Genomic DNA, 22,292 nt, shown 5'->3' on the forward strand with positions numbered 1-22,292 from the left:
CGCAATAACTGGTTCATAGAGGTCCCACGATCAATTTTTGAAAGTCAAGTGGCACACTGGCATCCTGATATGCGTCAGTCCGCATCGGCACTAAATTTACAAGAAAAGATCAAGGAGTCGAACGATGTAGCACATCGGCGGCTTAAACAGCTTCGCAAGTGGCGCTGGACCGCCATTGGCTTCGGGATAGGCTTCTTTGGCATCGGCTTGTTATTGATACGGTTTATCCTCAAATGAGACGATCGTATGCAGTTTGGAAATCAACCTGTTTGAGGTGTATCTGGATAGTTGGAAACCACCTTTTATTTTCAAACTCACACTATAGAAATGAAAAAGGGCACAACAACTTGAGACTTGATATTGACAAAAGAAAATTCAGTCTCCCGTCCAGTCGGCGGTGGCGGTTAGAGGGTAGATGGTCTACTCAACACCGACGGTCAACTCAAAAACTGCTATCGTAGATGGGAAGATATATGTCGCTTCCCATCTACAAATCTACTCATAAAAGGGACCACTGATAAATATACTGAATCACCGTAATATATTATGTGTATTTGGTAATTTTACACCGTTTCATAAATGAGGTTCACAATGTTATTTATATGGCATGATCCTGTTGATATAACAATAACAGAAGTCTCTGGCACTCAACATGAAATTAAGAAGGCATCAAGAATTTCTATCGACCATAGGAATTTTGATCAGTTTACTATTCAGGTTGAGTATTATGCTGCGGGAGATAAACACGGCGTTGATGTGAAATGCGCGCTCTCGGGTTTTATAAATTGGAAAGAGTTTCAGCGGATTCAGCGGATTTTCGAGAACGAATACAAAAAGAGACTTGAGTACGGAGGCGATATTGAAGAACTTCCTTAGGTTGTTTATTGTTCTGGTTAAGGACGTGTGTTTCTCAAAAGCAGACCGGTTCATCGCCAAATGGCTATTTTCTTCGTTCCACCCTGTAGGTGGTTTGCGAGCTGCTGCGTGGTATTGGCCTGTTAGTAACTTACTAACAAGGCGTGCTGCCCCCCCCCCACTTTACACCCGATAAGTAGAATTGCTTCACATATCCCTTCACACCGCTGCGTCAGCGTTTGCTGCTGGCGTAGCTTTTTCGCGTCTGTCCCCTTTTTTTCCTATTGTGACTGTTTTCGTTCACGCACTGCAGTTCGATCTCTACCTATCTCCTGCTGCGGTAAATGGACTTTGGAAACCAACCTGTTTGAGACGTATCTGGATAATTGGAAACCCCACCTTTTGTTCTCAAACTCACTTTCACTTTATAGAAATGAAATTAGAACTTGTAGAAATAGGGAGGTATATTTTAGATGAAAAAATTTCTCTTCACCATTTCCGTATGTTGTATTTTATTTCCCACACTCCTCCATAAGACGAACGCAGGACCAAATGATGCCGTGAGTATCCCGGATACTGAGCTCCGTGCTATCATCGAAGGACTACTCGGCAAGGATTCAGGAGATACAATCACCGAGGGTGAGATGAGTGGCATAGGCGACATGAATAACGAAATAATTGCGCGGACACCGGCGGGGACAAGCGGCTTCGGTAACACCAAAATTACCGATCTCACCGGCCTCGAATATGCAACCAATTTAAAGATTATAACTCTCTTTTATGAACATATCACTGACCTATCCCCTCTGGCGGACCTTACAAATTTGGAAGAACTACGACTCCCAGGCGATACTTTCCTGATTAAGCATGGTGATATTGATGACCAGGGACCCAGCATCACGGATATATCAGCCCTGACGAAACTAACAAAGTTGAAACAACTGGATCTTTCCGAACAATCCATTACAGATCTTGAACCACTGCGGGAGTTAACGGCGTTGACAAATTTAGATCTTGGAGCCAGCACGGAGACTGGAAATCGTTCACTGTCAAATCTCGAACCATTGAAGGGTTTAACAGCATTGACAATCCTAAATCTAAGTTACAATCAGATTACGGATGTATCCCATCTCAGTGGGCTCACTGCCTTAACGCGTTTGTGGCTTCCAGTAAACCTCGGGCTTCAAGACATCTCACCCCTGAGGACTTTAACAAACCTTCAACTATTACATCTGAATGGTACCAACATTACTCACGAGACACTATCAGAGACGTTACCTGCTTTATCAAATCTGAACGACTTAAATCTTTTAGGGACTCCAATCTCAGATCTATCGGTGTTAGATCGTTTACCGACAGATGCCACGTTGACGAAACTGGATCTGCGTTTCCTGACACACTCCGGCAGAACTGGAGCTCAGAGAGGCCGGTTGTTGACAGATATTACACCTTTGATAGGGCTCCAGCAGGCAGGAAAAGTCACATCCATAATTGATCTGAACTGGAACTGGAACCTCGACTACGACTCTCTCTACACAGAGATTCCAGCTCTCATAGCGGCTGGTATTAATACTCGGTATTCATCCTTCACGTTTGCGTTTGAGGGTGAATCTGCGAAAAATCACGTAGGGAGACCTGGGACAAGACATACATTTGTGGCGAGAGCCTCTACGACTTTCCAGTACGGGGAGAACCCAAATTTCAAGGGAGTGCCTGTCACCTGGACGGTTACAGCACCTGATGGCACCAAAACTGCGTCGGAGGCAGTTACAGGAAACGATGGATTGACAAGAGTTTCCATTATCCTCGGAAATGCTGGGCAAACCCACACGGTGGATGCAGTCGTCCCAGCAAAGACGACATCAGTGACTGATCTGCAGCATGACGAACTCAGCGTGCGTTTCACCGCAACCGCAGACAACAAAGCTCCGATTGCTCCCGACCCAACGCTTTCCGGACTTACTGTGACCTTTGAAGACTATCCAGAAGATCAACCCATCGATGAATTTGGAATCACTATAAAATTCTCTGAACCGATCACCGAGTTTCAGATGGAGGATATTATCATTGAGACCAAACTCGCTACTGGCACAGGTGCCGCAGCCTTGAAAGAACTCGCACCCGCAATACAACCGACACAGATATACCCCGCAAGGATTGGACTGCCCGCCGATGCCACTGGAACCGTGCGACTCATCGTACGCGCAGGGGCGGCACTCACCCCATTGGGGCAGATAGGGCCCGTTACAAATACCGCCTCTGAATTCATTGCGTTTGGGCACGCCTACGATGAAGATATCCGCTACCGTCCACCCCCAGCACTCGTCGTCATCAAGATAGACTTCGCCAAAGGCATGTTCTGGATTCAGAATACAACACAGTATCGCTTCAGTGTAGAAATGCGCATTTATTCCGAAGATCATCGAGATAAATGGTTTAAAGTATCAGAGAGGGCTCTCATCCCTATAGAGGACGCAGAGACTTTGGCTTTTTCCCTCACACCCCCTGAGACAGACGACGCTTCTATAAAACATTTGAATAGTGAACTTCTCTTGAGCCAGAACCAGAATCAGCCGCTGAAACTATCATCTCAGAAATTTTGTATTAAGCTCATTAGAGCCATTACTGTTGACACTGCCAGTAATATGAACGAAGATTTCCGAGTCAAAGATACACGCTGGGCACCACCCGGAGATGTGATATTCCGTCAATACGATAAGGCGTGGGACGTAAAACTAAAGGGGCTGCGTCGCGATCACCTTGCTTATTACCGTTTTCCACTTGACGGGAAGTTAGCAGATTCTTGGAATGTGGAGGAGTCAGTTCCTGCTGCGCCCTCTAAGTCAAGTCGTCAATTGCGAGTTGTGTTATCGCAGTTCCGTTCAGAGCATACAGAATCAGGCGTTATCGTCGAATGGACGACGGCATCAGAGCTGGAGAATGCAGGTTTTTATGTGCTGCGGAGTCGGGAGAGATCATCAGATTTTGTCCGAGTGTCTCCAAGTTTGATTGTAGGTGCTGGCACGACGACTGAACAGAACACCTATACCTATCAGGATACAACGGCTGAAGCGAATGTCCCGTATTACTATCGTCTGGAAGAGGTCTCGTTATCGGGTGATCGTCGTGCGTTAGCGACAGTGCGGTTGCGGGGGCATGTTTCAGCGGCAAATAAGGTGTTGTGGAAGTGGGCGGATGTGAAATCTCAAGATTAATCGCTTCTTCTTTTCTACTTGCATTTTAAGAATTGTCATTCTATACTGATGGGAAAGCCTACAGAAGGAAGTGGAACAATGCGAGTACTCATTATGTCGGATATGGAAGGTGTCAGCGGCATTGTCGTGTGGGATCAAGTGAGCGGTGGCGCGGCAATGTTTGAAGAAGGTCGGCACCTCTATACGGAAGAGATTAACGCCGCAGTACGTGGTGCAAAAGCCGCTGGCGCGACAGAGATTGTCGTTGTGGATTGTCATGGCGCAGGACAAGGTTGGACCTTTAATTCCCTTATCCCTGATAAAATTCATCCGGATTGTGAATGGGTAGCACATCACGGATGGGGACGCTACGAGGATATGTGGAAGGATGGGTGTGATGCGTGCTTACTCATCGGTATGCATGCCCGCAACGGCACGCCTGATGGTGTGTTATGTCATACGATTTCCAGTGTACAATACCGTAATCTCTGGTTCAACGATGACCTTGTCGGTGAAACTGGGGTGAACGCCGCACTCAATGGGTGCTACGGTGTGCCGGTCGCGCTTGTCACAGGCGACGCGGCAGTCTGCCGAGAAGCCAAAGAACTCCTCGGCGACGCGCTGCCTACAGTCGCCGTTAAACAAGGGTTAAGCCGATTTAGTGCCAGGCAACTCCCACCGGTGCGTGCCCGCCAATTGATTGAGGACGCAGCAAGAGATGCACTTACAGACCTGACACGAGTTAAACCTTACGTTCCTGATGCACCAACAACAATCAAAATCGAACTCGCAAGCGTCGATAAACTCGCGGAATTTAAAGGACGCGCAGGCGTTGAAATAACGGGTCCTGTCACCGTTGAAAGCCACGCAAAAGATTGGCTGACGGCGTGGAATCAGTTCTGGCCCTACGCTTAGGATTCGTCAAGCACATCGAGCGGATCGCCAGAGGCATCTGCACGTTCTAAAATCTCGACTTCGTAACCATCTGGGTCGGTAATGAATGCCATTTTCATTCCACCGGATGTGAACTGTTCGCGCCACTCATCGGGCCAAATTTCCAACCCTGCCTTCTCCAACCCGTCGCAAAATTCGACAATATCTGGAACACCGATGGCAAAGTGCATCAGATCTTCTTGGACTTGAAGTTCAAAATCGGGTGAATAGGTTAATTCTAATGTATGTGCGTTGCCCGGAAGTTCAAGATGTACGATCTGGTTGCCAGCCGGGGATTTATCACTCCGACTGAGGACTTCAAACCCCAAGTGATCGCAATACCAATCGATAGAACCGTCAAGGTCGCTGACGCGAACCCGTGTGTGTAAAAAAACTGCCATTATGGATCTCCTTAAGCTCTTATCAGGATTTTTCGGAGGATTGAGGCGGTCTGGGGCGGGCTGACTCTTCCCTCCCATTGTCTGCCCATTCAACCCATTGATTATACATTTTCTGCTCACCGGCAAGCCGAGCATTGTCCAATTCTTTTTCCCTTTCCTTTTGTTTCTTTTCCCGCCAGTTATCGTATAGAGCTTTGGCTATCATTACGATACCCTCCCCAATTTCAGTTAAGACTGAAGAAATATAAGTAAAGAGTGGTATTAAAGCACTAATGTTTAGCAAACCTTGTTTTAGGGTTGTATCTTTGGGTTTAACCCTCATTACATATACTACTATCATAGCACCTATGAGTATCAGAAATGCAATTGTCCACTCTTTTGTTATGTGGAGTTCATTCTTCTTTTTTTCCTTTTCTTCACTCATAAAGAATTACTTTCTGTGTTAATCGCATGAACCCTGCTCATTTTTAAGAATTATACCCTTTTTACACTTATTTGTCAAGATAACAAGATTTTTGATTTTTGGTTTTTAATTGAGAATGTGTGTGTTACCATGTATAATATCTTAAACAATAGAAACAGGAAAATCTTATGACACACTGCGCTCATTCAACAACGTGGAGAATGGTGGGTCGGACGAATCCAGGAAATCCGCAGCGTAAATTGCCAAGAAAGAACGCGCGACGAATTGCTGGATACGCTGAAAATCACCCTCGGCGAAATGTTGGAAATCAACCGCAAGGAAGCCGTCAGTCTTGTTGAGGATGGGTATCAGGCAATTGCAATTCAACTATGAAGCGAGGAACAATGACCCGAAAAACTGACAGACCGAATGTTCTCTTTATCATGTCCGACCAGCACCGATACGACTATCTGGAAACTGTTGAGGGTGCGCCTACCGCACTCAATACCCCTAACTTACGGCGGTTAGCAGAAGGGGGTGTAAGTTTCCCAAGCTGTACAGTCAATGCGCCCGTCTGTGCACCATCACGAATCGCACTCGCTTCTGGACTGCAACCCTCTCGATTAGGGGCAGTGGACAATGGGAGTTTTTTGCCCGCCACCGTGCCGACCTACTATCAGCAACTCCGCGATCACGGCTATCGCGTTGGATGTGTCGGAAAACTCGATCTTGCGAAACCCGATGGCTATAACGGACGCTACGGTGACCGTCCACGCACCTACAGTTGGGGATTCACACATCCTGAAGAGTGTGAGGGCAAAATGCATGCTGGAAGTTCACCAACGCCTATCGGTCCTTATACCCACTACCTTCAGGAGAAAGGCATGCTCACGGCGTTCCACGAAGATTATCGGAAACGGAGCAGTGGCGGCTGGATTAAAAACGGTTCTCACGATTCCGTTCTCTCAACGGAGGATTTCGCTGATACTTACATCGGCAGACGTGCGACAGAATTTATTGAAACCATTCCTGACGACTTCCCATGGCACATGTTCGTGAGTTTCGTCGGACCGCATGATCCGTTCGATCCACCGACTGAATATGGCGACAAGTATCGGAATGCTGAGATGCCTCCGGCTATCGTTGACGATATGGAGGGGAAGCCTGAGTGGGTCAAACGGCGCGTTGTTAATATCAGTCCTGAAGAGATTACTGTAACACGTCAGCAATACTGCGCAGCGACAGAACTCATTGATGACCAGATCGGCGAAATGATCCGCGCGCTCGAACAGCGAGGAATGCTTGACAATACCTATATCATTTACTCAAGCGACCATGGAGAGATGCTTGGAGATCACGGACTCTACACCAAGAGCGTCGCCTATGAAGCCTCATTGCAAGTGCCACTTATCGTCGCTGGACCTGGCATCCCAAGAAATCAGGTTTCAGACGGTTTGGTTGAGTTGATTGATCTGAATCCAACGATATGCGACTTCGCTGGCGTGCCGGTGTTGCCGCGTATTGATGCCAAGTCTATTGTACCTGTCCTGCGTGGTGAAACCGAAACGCATCGCACTGAAACGGTGAGTGCGCTCCGAAACTTCCGATGCATTCGGACAACAACACATAAACTCATCGAAAACTACAACGACGTAACCGAACTCTACGATTTGGAAAACGATCCCGCGGAGCTGCACAACATCGCGCAGTCAGAACGCAAAATTGCGGGAACACTCAAAGGACGTTTAGGGAGACGATTCCGGTCGGAATTGGGTAAGGATTGATAAATTGGGATGGATACGAACCGCACTTATGATGCAGAACGTGCATATCACCACATCACACAACTCGCTTTTCCGAGACTCGTAGGCAGCGCGGGTGAGACAAAAGCACAAGACTACATCGTCCAAAAATTCAAAGCGTTGGGACTCAATGTTTCATGGGAACCCTTCTCATTCACAAAATTCCCCGCCGAAGTATTGCCTCGCCTCCTTTCTGCTCTCTTTGTGCCGGTCGTTTTATCTGTGCCATGGTTCGGCGAGCGATTTCCAATACCTGTATGTGTCGCCTGTCTATTGAGCCTTTCTGTAGCAATGTCCTTTACGCAGTGGCACAAACGGCTTGAAGGAGTGTATGATGTTGGTAAAAAACATCGCACAGAAAATATTATCGCAACAAATAGTGGGAAGCCAGACAATAACACCCCTGCTTTTTTGTTCGTCGCACATTATGACTCCAAGTCACAGGTATTGCCAATTGCTGTGCGTGCAGCAGCTTACGGTATCGCAATTATCGGTCTTGTTATATTGACAATCGTGATGGTCGTTAAAGTTGGCAGGGGTGTCTGGTTACCTGATGCCATCGTCTGGAGTATTGCTGGAATCACCACTTTTTGTCTATTGCTTTTACAAATCAATTTGACGCAAAACCACTCTCCGGGGGCGTTTGATAACGCTTCGGGTGTTGGGGTTATGCTTGAAGTAGCACGTGCGGTTGTCGAGCGTGGTGAAAGAAAATCTGTCACATTCCTCGCCGCTGGTGCCGAAGAATACGGCATGTGCGGTGCATTACGCTATGTCCAAGCACATACCGATGAGTATGACCGAGAAAATACCTACGTTATTAATTTAGACGGACTCGGCGTTGGGAATGGCGTTAGCGTTGTTACACGCTACGGAATTCCACCCGTCCGGACAACGCGTGCATTAATAAGTCTATTTCGGACATCAGGTGAGTCGCTCGGCATACAGGTTTCGGAACGTTACCTACCGATCGGTGTTGGGTTGGATAGCATTCCGATTGCGAGCCGTGGGTTTGAAACGGTTACGCTAACGGCAGGCGATGTGGGTAGTGCTGCTTTGAGGATTCACTCAAAACGGGATAGAAGCGATTTACTCAATGTTGAAAGTCTACAACAGGTAGGTGAGTTAATTGTCGATGTCATTGAACATGCCTAAGAAAACACTTCCAGTTACGGGTGTTATCCTCGCGGGGGGTCGGAGTCGGCGGATGGGGCAGAACAAGGCGTTAATTCAACTCGGTGACGATTCACTCATTGAACACGTTATCCGCTGCATGCACCTTGTTGTTGACGAACTTTTGCTTATCACCAATACACCAACTGAATATGCGCACCTCAACGTGCCGATGCACGGTGATATTATCCCGGATACTGGTGCCTTGGGGGGTATCTATACCGGCTTGACGTACGCTTCGCATGACGCGGTGCTTTGCGTTGGGTGTGATAACCCCTTTTTACAACCCAAGCTACTCTCCTATCTAATTTCTATCTTAGGTGAATACGATGCAGTGATGCCTTACACGCACGGTAGTAGGCAGACTCCGTTCTGCCGTAATCAGGACATCAAGGTTACAAACCCCACCCACAGCAACGATCAGATAACCCTCCAAACGTTGTGTGCTGCCTACGCTAAACGTTGTCTGCCTATCATTGAGTTGATGCTGCAGGAGTCCGAATTGCGTGTTCATGCACTCGCGGAACGTGCACATATCCAACGCGTTTCACCTGAAGTCTGGCAGAGGTTTGATGCAGAAGGTATGTCCTTTTTTAACATCAACACACCTGAAGATTTTGAGAAAGCGGATTCTTATATGAGGTCCCAAACTCTGGATTAAGGCTTTTTTACACTTTCTACAACCCGCGTAAACTTGCGCTTTGATTTCGATACCTTTTTTAAACCTTTTCGTTGAAGATCTCCCTCTTTGTACCTATAGTTAACCCAAGTTGCCACCTATGTATCCGAATCTATTAGATGATCAGAAGTGTTGTAGCATAGACTGTTCGTCTGTGCTTCTGTGTCCGAAAACCAAAAATTTACGCTACAAAATGCCGCAGATAATCAACGTCGTTAGCATTAGCGGAAGGCGAGGATACAATCCTCGCCAGCAGTAGTAGGGACCTTATTCGTTGAACAGTTATCCAATATATTTTCGGATTTTACTATGAATACCTTCCAATTCTGGGATGCTGAAGAAATTTTTAAGACATTTGAAACGGAAAATTACGAATTTGCAACCCTATCGCCTATAATATCTGTCACGTGTCACAAGGCAATGTTGTTGATTGGAGGATACGATGAAAAACGACGATGCAAAATGGATTGAACGCATCTTGGCGGGCGACGAATATGCCTTCACTGCTCTTGTAAAAAAATATGAAAAGCAGATACACGCGTTCGTATGGCGGAGGGTAAGGGACTACCACGCTGCTGAAGAGATTACGCAGGATACTTTTCTCAGGGCTTATGAAAAACTTGGCACGCTGAGGAATCCAAACCGGTTTTCGGGATGGCTTTATATGATCGCTACCCGTTGTTTCCTTACATGGCTTGGCCAGAAAAGAATCCACATGCAGTCCTTAGAAGCGATGAGTGAAGCAGAAGTAGAAGCACTGTTTTACGCCCAATATATGGCGGAACAGACTGAAAAGTTGGCGACAGAAAAGCAACGCCAAGTCGTTGCGTACCTCCTTCAAAAATTACCGGCGCGTGAGCGGACAACGGTGGTGCTTCATTACCTCAGTGAAATGACGTGTGAAGAGATTGGTGATTTTCTGGAGGTATCGCCGAATACGATTAAGAGTCAACTCCATCGCGCTCGGAAGCGGCTGAAAGGGGAGGAATCTATGGTTCGCGAAACATTAGGCAACTTTCAGAACTCTGATGACCTTATGGATGACATTATGAAATGGACGCAGGTAAATGAACCCGGTGTGGCAGGGTCAGTAGGAACCCTGTCTGCAACTTCGGAAAATACCCTTTATGTTGTTGTGGAGGATGAAAGTATCTACAAATTGCCAATGGGTGAGGAGGCATGGCAGCTTGTAAATGCTAACTTTCTGCATCAGAATACTCGCGGCGAAATACCCATAGCAGAGCGGGATGGTATACTTTATATTATTCCATCTCATGAATTGTTTGCGTCAACCGATGGGGGTGTAACATGGGAATTTGTTGGTCCCTGTCCAAAAGGTTATACGCGAGAACTTTTGATAACGGAAGATGCCTTCTATCTCTGCCTTGGTCATGGGATATTTCGGTCCGATGATGCTGGCAATTCGTGGGAGGCCATGAATGATGGTTTGGACAGTCGTTTGGCAGACCATTCTGGGGTTCACTCATTACGAATAAACCAAGACACGCTGTTTGTAATGACAGATATCGGACCCTATCGCCTTGATGAGGGGCGTTGGAAATACCTACAGCTGCCAGTGGATGACATTGTACATGTCAGTTCTCTCGCGGTGTATGAGGACCAGATTTATGTTGCAGCATCAGTGAATTTTTTAAGATTCTATGGTGCATCGGAAGGGGTTTGGGAACAACTGTGGAAGGGCGAAAAACGTTCGTGGTGGATTTTCCGTTCAATTGATGGCGGAGATTCATGGACAGACGTAACACCCATGAACGCTTGGAATCTGACAGGTTTGCGTCCCGATATAACGTTGATTGCTACGGGAAAGACGCTTTTGGCGGTGGGAAAAGAGGATGGGACGATGGTGCGTTCGATGGATAGGGGAGATACGTGGACTCCCTTACAACCTACAGGTATTTCCGCTACGTGGGGTAGCGTGAGAAAGACCTTAGTGTTGGACGAAAACACGTTTTATATAGCCGGAAACAGTGGGGTACATCGTTCAACCGATAGTGGTAAAACTTGGCACCGATTTAATACGAGGTTGGAGAGCCGAGTTGATAATTTAGTCGGTTTCATGACGGATCAAGTTCAAGGGATACCCACTGTCCTTTATGCAAAGGTTGGGAGAGAAATCGCAAAATCGGTTGATAGGATCGGTGGAGATGTCGTTAAATCAACCGATGGAGGCGTATCATGGAATGCTGTTGATGCGGAGATGGTCCTATCGCACGGTAAGTATAGGGAAACGACGCTGGAGGTCACGCAGATAGCAGAGACTGATAACGTTCTCTATGCTAAAGTAAAGCGGAGGAAGTCCGAAGTTTTGATTTTTCGATTGTCCAATGATGACAGTGCCTTAACCTGTGCTGAGAGCGTACCGCCCTCTTTTGATTCACGTGAACTATTCCACCATACGTTACGTGGCACAAGAGGAAAGACTCCAGTTTTTGAAACGGATCCGTTGACTGGCAGACCGCTATTTGAAAACTCGGTTTTTGGGGCAGACCTCTTTTTCCAGCGATTGGGACAAATAGATGCTCGACTGGCGTATGAAATGGTTCAAGCAGGGTTAAGTGGAAGTTTCACTGTTAGTGATGAAACGTTTTATATGGAATACAACTACAAACTCTTCCGATGGAAATCTGGTGACTCAGAATGGCACGACACCGGTGTAGAGGAGACCGGTGAACTCTCACGGTATAATATATGGAGAGGCTTTAAAATTGCTGCGTCGGGTGAGATTGTATATGTCGGCAAACGGGATGGGCATCTCTTACAGTCGCTTGATGGCGGGGACACTTGGAACGACATTACATCAAGCCTGCCGCTGTCTGTTGAACACTTCAATCAAATTGTCTTTGCCGACTCAACAGTTCACGTTGCAACTGACAAAGGTGTCTTCAATTCAAAGGACGGTGTTACTTGGGGTCTGCTGACCGATGAGACGGAAGAGCCTGTTATCATCAAGTCGTTGGCAACAATAGGGGATTCCGTTTACGGTGCTAACGATGAAGGCATCTATCGCCTGCGAAGCGATACAGACACTTGGGAACAAGTCGCCCCGGAAATTTCAGGCGTTGTGACTTCTCTTGTTGTTGATGAAGATACCTTTTACGTTGGCACCGAACATCGCGGCGTACTTCGTTTTGAACGGACCGGTGCTTTGTCATGTCAAGATTGAAGGGTAAGGGATTTTTCAAGACATTTGAGCCAGAAAATTACGAATTTGCAACCCTCTTACCTATGATACCTGTCACGTGTCACAAGCCAATGTTGTTGATTGGAGGATACAGATGAAAAACGACGATGCAAAATGGATCGAACGTATCTTGGTGGGCGACGAAGTGGCTTTCACTGCTCTTGTGAAAAAGTACGAAAAGCAGATACACGCGTTCGTATGGCGGAGGGTGAGGGATTACCACATCGCTGAAGAGATTACGCAGGATACTTTTCTCAGAGCTTACGAAAAACTCAGCACACTAAGGAATCCAAATCGGTTTTCAGGATGGCTTTATATGATTGCTACACGCTGTTTTCTCACATGGCTCGGCGAGAAAAAAAATCCGATGCAATCCTTGGAAGCGATGAGTGAAGCAGAAGTAGAGGCACTGTTCTACACCCAGTATATGGCAGAACAAACTGAAAGGTCGGCGACAGAAAAACAACGCGAAATCGTTGAATACCTTCTGCAAAAACTGACCGCGAATGAACGGACAGTCGTGGCACTTCACTATCTGAGTGAGATGAGTTGTGAAGAAATCGGCGACTTTCTGGAGATGTCACCGAACACGGTCAAGAGTCGACTCCACCGCGCCCGAAAACGATTAAGGAAAGAAGCACCGGTGGTTCGCGAGGCCTTGGGCGGCTTCCACGTGTCAGATGATCTCATGGAGGATGTTATGAAGTGGATTCAGATGAATGAACCCGGTGTAGCGGTTCCAGTAGGGACATTAACGAAAACTTCGGATGGGTCGCTCTATGCAGTGATGGGTTATGAGAACATTTACAAATTACCTGCGGGTGAAAATGAATGGCAACTTGTTAACGCGGATCTTTTACGTCAAGGGACCAAGGGCAATATCCCTATTGCTGAACACAACGGGACGCTCTATATTATCCCATCTGATGAAATGTTTGCTTCAACGGATGGGGGCAAAACTTGGAATTCTATCGGTCCTTGTCCAAACGGGCATGTGAGGGAATTACTGATTACAGAAGATACCTTTTATATTGTCCTTAATGAAGGTATTTTCCGATCTGACGATGCTGGAAATTCGTGGATAAACATGAACAACGGTTTAGACAGCCGCTTCACACAGAAATCGGGAATTTATACATTACAGTTGAGCGGAGGCACTCTGTTTGCCGGAACCTCTCTGGGAATCTACCGCTTCAAGACGGGAACTTGGGAACACCTACAGTTGCCAGTGGACAATACTGTGGTAGTGCGTTCTTTGGCGGTGTCTGAAGACACTATCTATGTCGCCGTAGAGGTAAATATAATGGAAGGTGACGGAACGCCAGATGAAAATTACCATAATTTGTGTGACATCAGTAAAGATTCGTGGTGGGTATTCCGATCAACCGATGCAGGCGATTCTTGGACAGATGTAACGCCTACAGATGCCCGAAATTTGATAATGAAAACGTTGCCGTCGATTAAACTGGTCGCATCTGGGAAAACTGTTTTACTGATAGGTGGAGAGGAAGGCGTTGTGGCTCGCTCAACGGACTTTGGAAACACTTGGCGTTCCACAGAATCTTCCGGTATTACATCTATGCAGTTTAGTGTGGGTTCTGCTGTCGCTTTAGACGAAAACACCTTTTATACTGGTGGCATCCCTGGAATCCATCAATCAAAGGATGGCGGTGAAACGTGGCACCGATTCAATACAAGGTTTGAGTGCCGTGTGGATAATTTAATCAGTTTAGAGACGAGTCCAAATTCAAAAGCATCTAAGGTGCTGTACGCGACGGTTGTTGGCGGTGTGGTCAAATCAACAGACGCAGGTAGTTCCTGGACTGCTGTTGACATCGAACGGGCAAGGTATACCCTTACGGTACCAAAGTTCAATGCGAAACTCAAAGATAGGGAAGACACGCCGCTAATTGGACAGATTTCCGAAGTCAATGGTGTCCTATATGCAAAAGGGATTCGACGTAATTGTGAGACGGCCTACTATCGTTTAGATCCAGACAAAAATTGCTTATTTCCTGTAGAGGGTTATATTTTTAGAGAGGGAAAGACACCGCCTTCGCGAGATTCAGGAAGGCTCATGTGGACCGTGTTCAAGGGAATAACACTCCCCTTTGATTCTTACCGGCTACCGAAACAAGAGGGCCAAATTACCTTTACCAGCTCTACAGATCCGGACGCTGATTCTGAGGATTTATCAACGCAGATAATACGCGAGAATCCGAGATTTGGCGCAGAATGCTTTTTAAAACTGTTGGATCAAAAACAAGACGAGCATCAACTAACTTACACATTGATGTTGGAAGGCTTATACGGCAACTTCGCGGTGAGTGGAGAAACGTACTATATGGAGTACAACTATAAACTCTTCCGATGGAAACCGGGTGACACAAGATGGTCGGATACCGGTGTAGAGGAAACTTGTGAACTCACGCGTGAAAATATGGGTCGAGGTTTTAAACTTGCTACATCGGGTGAAACAGTATACGTCGGTAAGCGGGATGGACATCTCGTCCAATCGCTTGATGGTGGAGATAGTTGGAACGACATTACATCAAACCTACCGCTACCTGTTGCGCACTTCAATCAAATTGTCTTTGCCGATTCGACGGTTCATATCGCAACTGACAAAGGCGTTTTCAATTCAATAGATGGTGTTGTGTGGAATGCAATCACCGATAAAGCGGGGAAAGACGTAATCATTAAGTCGTTAGCAACAGCAGGGGATACTGTTTATGGCGCGAATGATGACGGCATCTATCACTTAGAAAAGGAAACAGGGACTTGGCAACAAATTGTGCCTGAAATTCCGGATACTATAACTTCTCTCGTTGTTGATAGAGATGCCTTTTACGTTGGCACCGAACATCGTGGCGTGCTCCGTTTTGAACGTTCTGAGTCGTAGTACCCAACACACATCACCTTGTTTGTTAGATACATGTTTTGTAAGTGTGCACATTGGAGCGTAATTAATGCTAACAACACTCATTCGCCGGGAACTCCTTGATAACCTGATGACGTTCCGATTTGCTGCAGCTGCCTTGATTATGCTGTTGCTTGTCGTCGCGAATACCTCGGTGCTCATCACGGATCACGAGCAACGCTTGGCAAGCCACAATGCTGCGGTCAAAATGCATCAGAGGCAGCTTCAGGCGGCGAAAACGTATTCCTCAGGGATAAGGAAATTAGTCGTCGACCGACCCCCGAACCCGTTAAGCATTTTCAATGTCGGGTTCGATAAGCAGCTCGGAAACGAGGTTCAGATATCCCATTCGTATGTTCCATCGTTGTGGGACACCGGGATGCATGGGTCGGACAATCCGTTTATGGATATGTTCGCTTCGCTGGATATTGTTTTTATCTTTGAGGTGATTCTGAGTTTATTGGCACTGATTTTCGCCTACGATACGCTCGCTGGAGAATATGAACGTGGCACATTACGTCTGGTCTTGACACATCCGGTCCGTCGCGGGCATATCCTGCTTGCCAAATATATCAGTGCGATGCTTTGCTTACTTGTGCCGTTGCTAATGAGCCTGCTCCTTGCAGTCATCTTGCTGACGATGACCCCTTCCATTTCTCTGAACACCGGTGATTTTTTGCGGATCGGAGGGATTATTTTAACCACCGTTGTATACCTTTCCGTATTCTATCTCATCGGACTGTTGATTTCGGCGGCGACGCGTCGGACCAGAACTGCGTTGATGCTCTCCATGTTTGTGTGGGGATTTTTGGTTCTTGTCTATCCGAATATGATTCTTGCCGTGGTCCCGCAACCGGAGGCACCGCAAGCGCGCCGGGCATCCGCTTTTAATCAAATCGAACAGATGTGGGAGGAATTTGACAGAGACCGGAAACGGTTCCTCGCCACCGACGCGCTCCCAGGGGAAGACTGGCATTTTAACATTCTGGGCAGTGGCGGGTATAGTGAAGGTCTTTGGGGTGACCCTAGTCGCTTGTTGTATGCCTACAACAGCAGCATGTCGGCTGGCAGCCTTAACGATGAAGCTGAACCTAAGATTCCGCACGCCCAGAATTATTTCGGTTTCCTCGGGACCCAGGTTATCGGGACAGCAGACCAAACATGGCTCATCCGAAAGCCCGCACTGGAAGGCATCTTCACTCAACCCGCAAACGTGGAGCGACTCTATCTGAAACTCTCGCCCGTGGGACTGTATGATGCCGCAACACAAGCCTGGGCTGGCACAGACCTGCGCGGTGTCAGAGATTTTCTTGACGCTGCGAGACGACACAGACAGCGCGTAATTGACTATCTCTATGATGAAGAGGTATTCAAGTCTCGACAGTGGTTTTCTTCGGACAAAGGTGCCGCAGATTGGAGCAATCTACCGCAGTTCTCTTTTCAAAGGGTCGATGTGAACACAAATGCAAAGCGAGCCTTACCGGATTTAAGCATACTACTCATGCTTAATGTCATTATTTTCATCGTGATATTTCTGATTTTCATCAAAAGTGAAGTGTAAAATGGCTATCAGCGGTCAGGTCGCTGCGCTTTCAGCAATCAGTTAAGAAACCTATGTGACGGTTGCTCGTGTGCTCACTCCCACAAACTGCTGATTACCGACTGCACTTACTAATATAGCACAATCACTCTTTGCTGAAGGCTCATTGCTGACAGCCGACAACCATAAAAAAATGTGGCATATTGCGAAACGCGAACTTTATGATAATCTCAATAGCCTCCGATTTGCCCTGGCAACGGTGTTGTTGCTCGGCTTGATGTTGACCAACGCGATTGTACATCTCCGAGAACATCCGAAACGCGTCCAGAACTCTCGCAATTATGTCGTCGAATATCAGAATCGCTTAGCATTTCATGCTGGGGATAGTTTGTATAAACTCGCCGAGCAGGGACCCGGGGACCTCCATAAGCAGCCATCTGTCCTCCGTTTCTGTGCAGAAGGCGGTGAGGCGTTTCTACCAAATTATGCGATAGGTGGTGCCGACCGTTGGGGACACGGCGGCCAACCGCCCTTAGAAAGTTTCTGGATACTGAACTATCCATCGGCCACCCCTGACCTGCATAATGTTCGCACAAACGTCACCAAAGTGGATTGGGGTTTTATCATCGGTTACGTCTTAAGTCTCATCGCGCTCCTATTCACCTTCGATGCGATTTCCCACGAACGCGAACGAGGCACACTGCGATTGATGTTGGCGAACTCGATTCCGCGTCATACCGTCCTGATTGGTAAGTTTTTAGGAGCATTAATCAGTATAAACATTCCTTTCACGCTTGCCGTCTTGGTGAATCTCTTAATGATTTCTACGTCAAGCGATGTACACCTTAGTGCGGAGGCGTGGGGGCGTTTAGGGCTCATTTTCTCTATTGCGCTTTTGTACATAAGTCTATTTCTGGCGTTGGGGCTGCTTGTGTCGGCACGTGTACAACGGAGCGCGGTGAGTCTCGTGATACTCCTCTTGGCTTGGGTCACCTTTGTCGTTTTTATGCCCAGTACACTCGTTTCGATTGCAGGGCGTTCTGCCCCGTCAACGTCTACTCTCGGATTTTCTGAACGCAGTGCTCAACTTGAGGAGGAACTTCTGCGCGAATACTACACGCTCCAATATGGTTCAAATAAGCCTTTAACTCAAATCCAAATATTACAAGTGGCAGGCGAGTTCGTCACCAAAGACGCAGCGCAGCAGGAACGCCTGCATGAAGAACGCTTAAAACAGCAAATTTCTCAGGTCCGTCGGGCGCGTGCGATCACCCAAATTTCACCCGTCACCATTTTCTATCACCTCCTTGAAGCCTTTGCTGGAACGGGGTTTGAGCGACATTTGCAATTTTTAGAGAACGTTAAATCCTATGCCCAACAATTTCGGGTTTTCATCGCTGACACCGATCAAACCGATCCGGAGAGTCTTCATATCTTTGGGGTTCGTGAAGGGATGTCGCAGAAGCCTGTCGCTTCAGAGGCGATTCCAAAATTTGAAGATACCTTGAGTCTCAATAAGGACTTCAACACAGCAGCAGTCGATCTGTTGTTGCTAACGTTGTTCGTTGTAGTTTTACTATCCGCGGCGTATCTCGCGTTTGTCCGTGTCGAGCTTTAACGCAAGCAAATCTTTCTTGTCTACATATTCTGAATTTTCTTTTTAAACCTTTTCGATGAAAACCCCCCTCTTTGTAATTACAGTAAAATATACAATCACTTGAACATTGCGGAAGCGAAGATACAATCACCTTGCAATTTCGGGAAATATGACAGTATGAAGTTGGATTTCACTATGTTCTTGAGGATCTATGATCCTCTGTTGGATTTAAGAGATATTTGGGGCACCCACATCTGTCTCTTCAGTTCCGTTCAACCCAACCTACAGAAGACCTTGAAAAATAAAGATTGCAGAATTACGAAACTTTTTTATTTAAAGTAGCATCTTAAATGTTAATATGAATTGATGAACATACCCTTTTCAGAGGTGTCCGATGAAAAACAACGATGCTCAACTCATCCAACGCGTGCTTGAAGGCGATGATACTGCGTTCTCCGTGCTTGTGAGAAAATATCAGAAATCCGTTCACGCACTGGCGTGGCGGAAGATCGGGGATTTCCATATCGCCGAGGATATTACACAGGATACCTTCCTGCAAGCGTATCAAAAACTCTCAACACTGAGAAAACCGCAGCGTTTCGCGGGTTGGCTCTATGTGATAGCAGCGAACTACTGCAAAATGTGGCTGCGTCAGAAACGTTTATCAACCCAGTCGTTGGAAAACACAAGCAGCGCGCAATTAGAAAAAGCAACCTATTCTGGATATGTTATTGAGGAAAACGAGCGGACAACAGCAGAAGCACAGCGCGAGATCGTCAAAAAGTTGCTTGCGAAGTTACAAGAGAGCGAGCGTACAGTCATCACCCTTTACTACCTTGGGGGAATGAATTATGAACAGATAAGCGAGTTTCTGGGTATGTCGGTTAGCGCGATTAAGAGCCGACTCCACCGAGCAAGACAACGATTAAAGAAGGAGGAACCGATGATTCGAGAGGCTTTAGGCAACTTCCAAATTACACCAAATCTATCAGAGAATATTATGCGGGAGATTTCGCGTATGAACCCAATTGCGCCATCTAGCAGTAAACCGTTGGTGCCGTGGGCAATCGGCGTTTCCACATTAGTCGTTGTCTTTTTGATGGTAGGCGTTGGCAGTCAATACCTGTCGCGTTTCCAGAAACCCTACAGTTTCGATGCGACTTCGGAGATGACAGTTGAACTCATTGAAGCACCTATCGTGCTGAGCCTTGAATCCAAACCTGATGTCCGGACGCAGCTCGGAAACGTCAATACGCCAAGTAAGAACAATGCCTCTCATCGACAGCCTAATAAGGAAAAGTCTGTGGTTCACGAAACCTTGAAAGATTTCCAACACTCAGACGATCTCGTGGAGGACATCATGAAATGGACTCGGGTACGTGAACCGGGTATATTGGGCGAAGTAGGTACCCTGTCAGGGACTTCGGAAAATACGCTCTATACCGTTATAGGCGACAGGAGTATCTATAAGCTGCCATCGGGTGAGGAGGCGTGGCAACTTGTCGATGACACCTTCCTATATCAAAACACCGGCGGTAATATACCCATAGCAGAGCGGGATGGTACACTTTATATTATCTTATCCAATGAATTGTATGCTTCCACTGATGATGGCGAAACTTGGCACTTCGTCGGCACCTGCCCCCAAGGGTATGTTAGGGAATTGAGGGTTACAGAAGATGCGCTTTACCTTTGTCTCAGTGACGGTATCTTCCGATCCGATGACGCTGGAAATTCTTGGAAGGATATAAGCAATGGCTTAGATGATCGCTTGTCCGAACACTCAGGAATTCATTCGTTACAAATGAGTCAAGGCACGCTATTTGTGAAAACCGATCTCGGACTCTATCGTCTTGAGGCGGACACTTGGCAACACTTACGATTACCAGTAGATGAAGCCGTGCATGTTGGTTCTTTAGCGATATATGAGGACGAAATTTATGTCATAGCATCAGTGAATATTTTGGATTTCTATGGGGCTCCGAAAGATATTTGGGAGCGATTGTGGAAAGGCGAGATGCGTTCGTGGTGGATTTTCCGATCAACCGATGGGGGTGACGCATGGAAAGACATAACACCCATGAACGCTTGGAATCTGACGGGCTTCCGTCCGGATATAACGTTGATTACGACACGGAATACACTCTTGGCAATCGGGAATGATGACGGTATGGTAGCACGCTCGGTTGATAGTGGAGACACTTGGACATCTATAGCGTCTTCAGGGATTTCTCCCATACAGTTCAGTGTGCGATGCGCTGTAGCTTTAGATGGAAACACATTTTATACGGGTGGCAGCAGTGGGATTCACCGTTCAACTGATGGTGGTAAGACGTGGCACCGCTTTCATACCGGACTGGAAAGTCGTGTTGATAATTTAGTTAGTTTCGTGGCAGATCAGGCACCAGACAGGTCTGCAGCACTTTACGCCAGCGTGGGTAAACATTTTGTCAAATCGAACGATGGCGGAACATCCTGGGAGGCTGTCAGCTTGGCAGTGAACCCCAGTGCCCGTTTATCCCAAAAGCAACAACCGGAAATTGTGCAGGTAGCAAAAACTAATGGGGTGCTCTATGCAAAAGGAATTCAAGAAATTTATGAGACTGCTATTTTTCAGTTGTCTTCCGATGGTAATACTCTCATCCCCGTTACAGGAACACCCCCTTCTTTAAGTTCATCTGGACTGGTGCAAAAAGTACTGGCGGGCAAGCGTTTCACTTTCAGAGACGAAAGACGATCAGTGCCGGAACTTCGCGTTGGCTTTTCTGGTGTAGCTGATGCCTTATTGGATGATTTATCAAAGACCCCTGATTTTGGGGCAGACAGTTTCTTTGAAAGATTGGTAGAGAGGCAAATAGACCCTCGAGTGGTCTATGAGTTAATACGGGAAGGATTATGGGGTAACTTCGCAGTCAGCGATGAAACGTTCTACATGGAATACAACTATAAACTCTTCCGATGGAAACCTGGTGACCCAGAATGGCACGACACCGGTTTGGAGGAGACCGGTGAACTCCGTCGCGAGACCTTGTGGAGAGGCTTTAAAATCGCTGCATCGGACGGAACCGTCTATGTCGGTAAGCGGGATGGACATCTCTTACAATCGCTTGATGGGGGAGACACTTGGAATGATGTCACACCAAATCTGCCCTTCTCTATCGAGCATTTCAAAGAGATAGTCTTTGCAGATTCAACGGTCTGCGTCGCGACTGATAAAGGGGTTTTTTATTCAAAAGATGGCGTTGTCTGGAATGTCCTTGTCGATGAGACGGGAAAACCTGTTATCATCAAGTCGTTATCTACAATAGGGGATTCCGTTTACGGTGCCAACGATGAAGGCATCTATTATCTACAAGGTGAGACAGATACTTGGGAACAAATTGCCCCAGAAGTTTCAGGTGTCGTGACTTCTCTCGTTGTGGACGAAAATATGTTTTACGTCGGCACGGAACGACGAGGTGTCCTGCGTTTTGAACGTACCAGCAGATAAGCATATCCCTCATACATAAAAACATAACTGATCCGAAAAACTTAAAACTATGGTGAATTGTAAAAATAAGTTTACATTTCGTCGGGGACCCGGTAGGCAGGGT

The 22,292-nt window shown here is 46.8% G+C and carries 14 protein-coding genes; 12 read left to right on the plus strand and 2 right to left on the minus strand.

Annotated features, from left to right (window positions below; all coding sequences use genetic code 11):
• The 4 genes from OXH39_02885 to OXH39_02900 form a co-directional block, all read left to right on the plus strand.
• Nucleotides 1-237: hypothetical protein (locus OXH39_02885; protein MCY3549379.1), on the plus strand; the 237-nt coding region annotated here is incomplete at its 5' end.
• A 354-nt stretch (nt 238-591) separates the two neighbouring features.
• A complete protein-coding gene (locus OXH39_02890; GenBank protein ID MCY3549380.1) occupies nt 592-876 on the plus strand; it encodes a hypothetical protein in 285 nt (94 codons plus the stop codon).
• A gap of 452 nt (nt 877-1,328) precedes the next feature.
• A complete protein-coding gene (locus OXH39_02895) occupies nt 1,329-4,070 on the plus strand; it encodes a leucine-rich repeat domain-containing protein (GenBank protein MCY3549381.1) in 2,742 nt (913 codons plus the stop codon).
• Between the two features lie 78 nt (nt 4,071-4,148).
• Nucleotides 4,149-4,964, plus strand: coding sequence for a M55 family metallopeptidase (locus tag OXH39_02900; GenBank protein MCY3549382.1), 816 nt, complete (start codon nt 4,149-4,151; stop codon nt 4,962-4,964).
• Here OXH39_02900 and OXH39_02905 read toward each other — a convergent pair.
• Together OXH39_02905 and OXH39_02910 are read right to left on the minus strand one after the other, a co-directional pair.
• Nucleotides 4,961-5,383, minus strand: coding sequence for a VOC family protein (locus tag OXH39_02905; protein ID MCY3549383.1), 423 nt, complete (start codon nt 5,381-5,383; stop codon nt 4,961-4,963). The genes OXH39_02900 and OXH39_02905 overlap by 4 nt on opposite strands.
• Before the next feature lie 22 nt (nt 5,384-5,405).
• Entirely contained in the window at nt 5,406-5,807 is a 402-nt protein-coding gene (locus OXH39_02910) for a hypothetical protein (GenBank protein MCY3549384.1), read from the minus strand.
• Between the two features lie 383 nt (nt 5,808-6,190).
• On the opposite strand from OXH39_02910, the gene OXH39_02915 reads away from it, so the two are divergent.
• The 8 genes from OXH39_02915 to OXH39_02950 all read left to right on the plus strand — a co-directional run bounded on the left by OXH39_02915 (nt 6,191) and on the right by OXH39_02950 (nt 22,189).
• Nucleotides 6,191-7,570 carry a sulfatase-like hydrolase/transferase gene (locus OXH39_02915; GenBank protein ID MCY3549385.1) on the plus strand — a complete coding sequence of 460 codons (1,380 nt, stop codon included), beginning with the start codon at nt 6,191-6,193 and terminating at the stop codon, nt 7,568-7,570.
• A gap of 9 nt (nt 7,571-7,579) precedes the next feature.
• Nucleotides 7,580-8,743, plus strand: a complete 1,164-nt coding sequence (locus OXH39_02920) for a M20/M25/M40 family metallo-hydrolase (GenBank protein MCY3549386.1) — start codon at nt 7,580-7,582, stop codon at nt 8,741-8,743.
• A complete protein-coding gene (locus OXH39_02925; protein ID MCY3549387.1) occupies nt 8,724-9,422 on the plus strand; it encodes a molybdenum cofactor guanylyltransferase in 699 nt (232 codons plus the stop codon). The genes OXH39_02920 and OXH39_02925 overlap by 20 nt, the downstream gene beginning before the upstream one ends.
• Before the next feature lie 460 nt (nt 9,423-9,882).
• On the plus strand, nt 9,883-12,624 hold the full coding sequence (locus OXH39_02930) for a sigma-70 family RNA polymerase sigma factor (GenBank protein ID MCY3549388.1): 2,742 nt from the start codon (nt 9,883-9,885) through the stop codon (nt 12,622-12,624).
• Nucleotides 12,625-12,736: 112 nt separating this feature from the next.
• On the plus strand, nt 12,737-15,544 hold the full coding sequence (locus OXH39_02935; protein ID MCY3549389.1) for a sigma-70 family RNA polymerase sigma factor: 2,808 nt from the start codon (nt 12,737-12,739) through the stop codon (nt 15,542-15,544).
• Between the two features lie 67 nt (nt 15,545-15,611).
• A complete protein-coding gene (locus OXH39_02940; protein ID MCY3549390.1) occupies nt 15,612-17,123 on the plus strand; it encodes an ABC transporter permease subunit in 1,512 nt (503 codons plus the stop codon).
• Nucleotides 17,124-17,268: 145 nt separating this feature from the next.
• The gene (locus OXH39_02945) at nt 17,269-18,720 is read left to right on the plus strand and encodes an ABC transporter permease subunit (protein ID MCY3549391.1); all 1,452 of its coding nucleotides are present in this window, start codon (nt 17,269-17,271) and stop codon (nt 18,718-18,720) included.
• 373 nt (nt 18,721-19,093) lie between these two features.
• Nucleotides 19,094-22,189: a sigma-70 family RNA polymerase sigma factor gene (locus tag OXH39_02950; protein ID MCY3549392.1), complete on the plus strand. Its 3,096-nt coding sequence runs from the start codon at nt 19,094-19,096 to the stop codon at nt 22,187-22,189.
• Nucleotides 22,190-22,292 lie beyond the last annotated feature (103 nt).

It is taken from the genome of Candidatus Poribacteria bacterium, from assembly GCA_026702755.1.
GTDB lineage: Bacteria > Poribacteria > WGA-4E > WGA-4E > WGA-3G > WGA-3G.

Bases quoted from the DNA above. Each gene is read 5' to 3' on its own strand.
- OXH39_02890 (MCY3549380.1), top strand. From the start codon at position 592: ATGTTATTTATATGGCATGATCCTGTTGATATAACAATAACAGAAGTC.
- OXH39_02895 (MCY3549381.1), top strand. From the start codon at position 1,329: ATGAAAAAATTTCTCTTCACCATTTCCGTATGTTGTATTTTATTTCCC.
- OXH39_02900 (MCY3549382.1), top strand. From the start codon at position 4,149: ATGCGAGTACTCATTATGTCGGATATGGAAGGTGTCAGCGGCATTGTC.
- OXH39_02905 (MCY3549383.1), bottom strand. From the start codon at position 5,383: ATGGCAGTTTTTTTACACACACGGGTTCGCGTCAGCGACCTTGACGGT.
- OXH39_02910 (MCY3549384.1), bottom strand. From the start codon at position 5,807: ATGAGTGAAGAAAAGGAAAAAAAGAAGAATGAACTCCACATAACAAAA.
- OXH39_02915 (MCY3549385.1), top strand. From the start codon at position 6,191: ATGACCCGAAAAACTGACAGACCGAATGTTCTCTTTATCATGTCCGAC.
- OXH39_02920 (MCY3549386.1), top strand. From the start codon at position 7,580: ATGGATACGAACCGCACTTATGATGCAGAACGTGCATATCACCACATC.
- OXH39_02925 (MCY3549387.1), top strand. From the start codon at position 8,724: ATGTCATTGAACATGCCTAAGAAAACACTTCCAGTTACGGGTGTTATC.
- OXH39_02930 (MCY3549388.1), top strand. From the start codon at position 9,883: ATGAAAAACGACGATGCAAAATGGATTGAACGCATCTTGGCGGGCGAC.
- OXH39_02935 (MCY3549389.1), top strand. From the start codon at position 12,737: ATGAAAAACGACGATGCAAAATGGATCGAACGTATCTTGGTGGGCGAC.
- OXH39_02940 (MCY3549390.1), top strand. From the start codon at position 15,612: ATGCTAACAACACTCATTCGCCGGGAACTCCTTGATAACCTGATGACG.
- OXH39_02950 (MCY3549392.1), top strand. From the start codon at position 19,094: ATGAAAAACAACGATGCTCAACTCATCCAACGCGTGCTTGAAGGCGAT.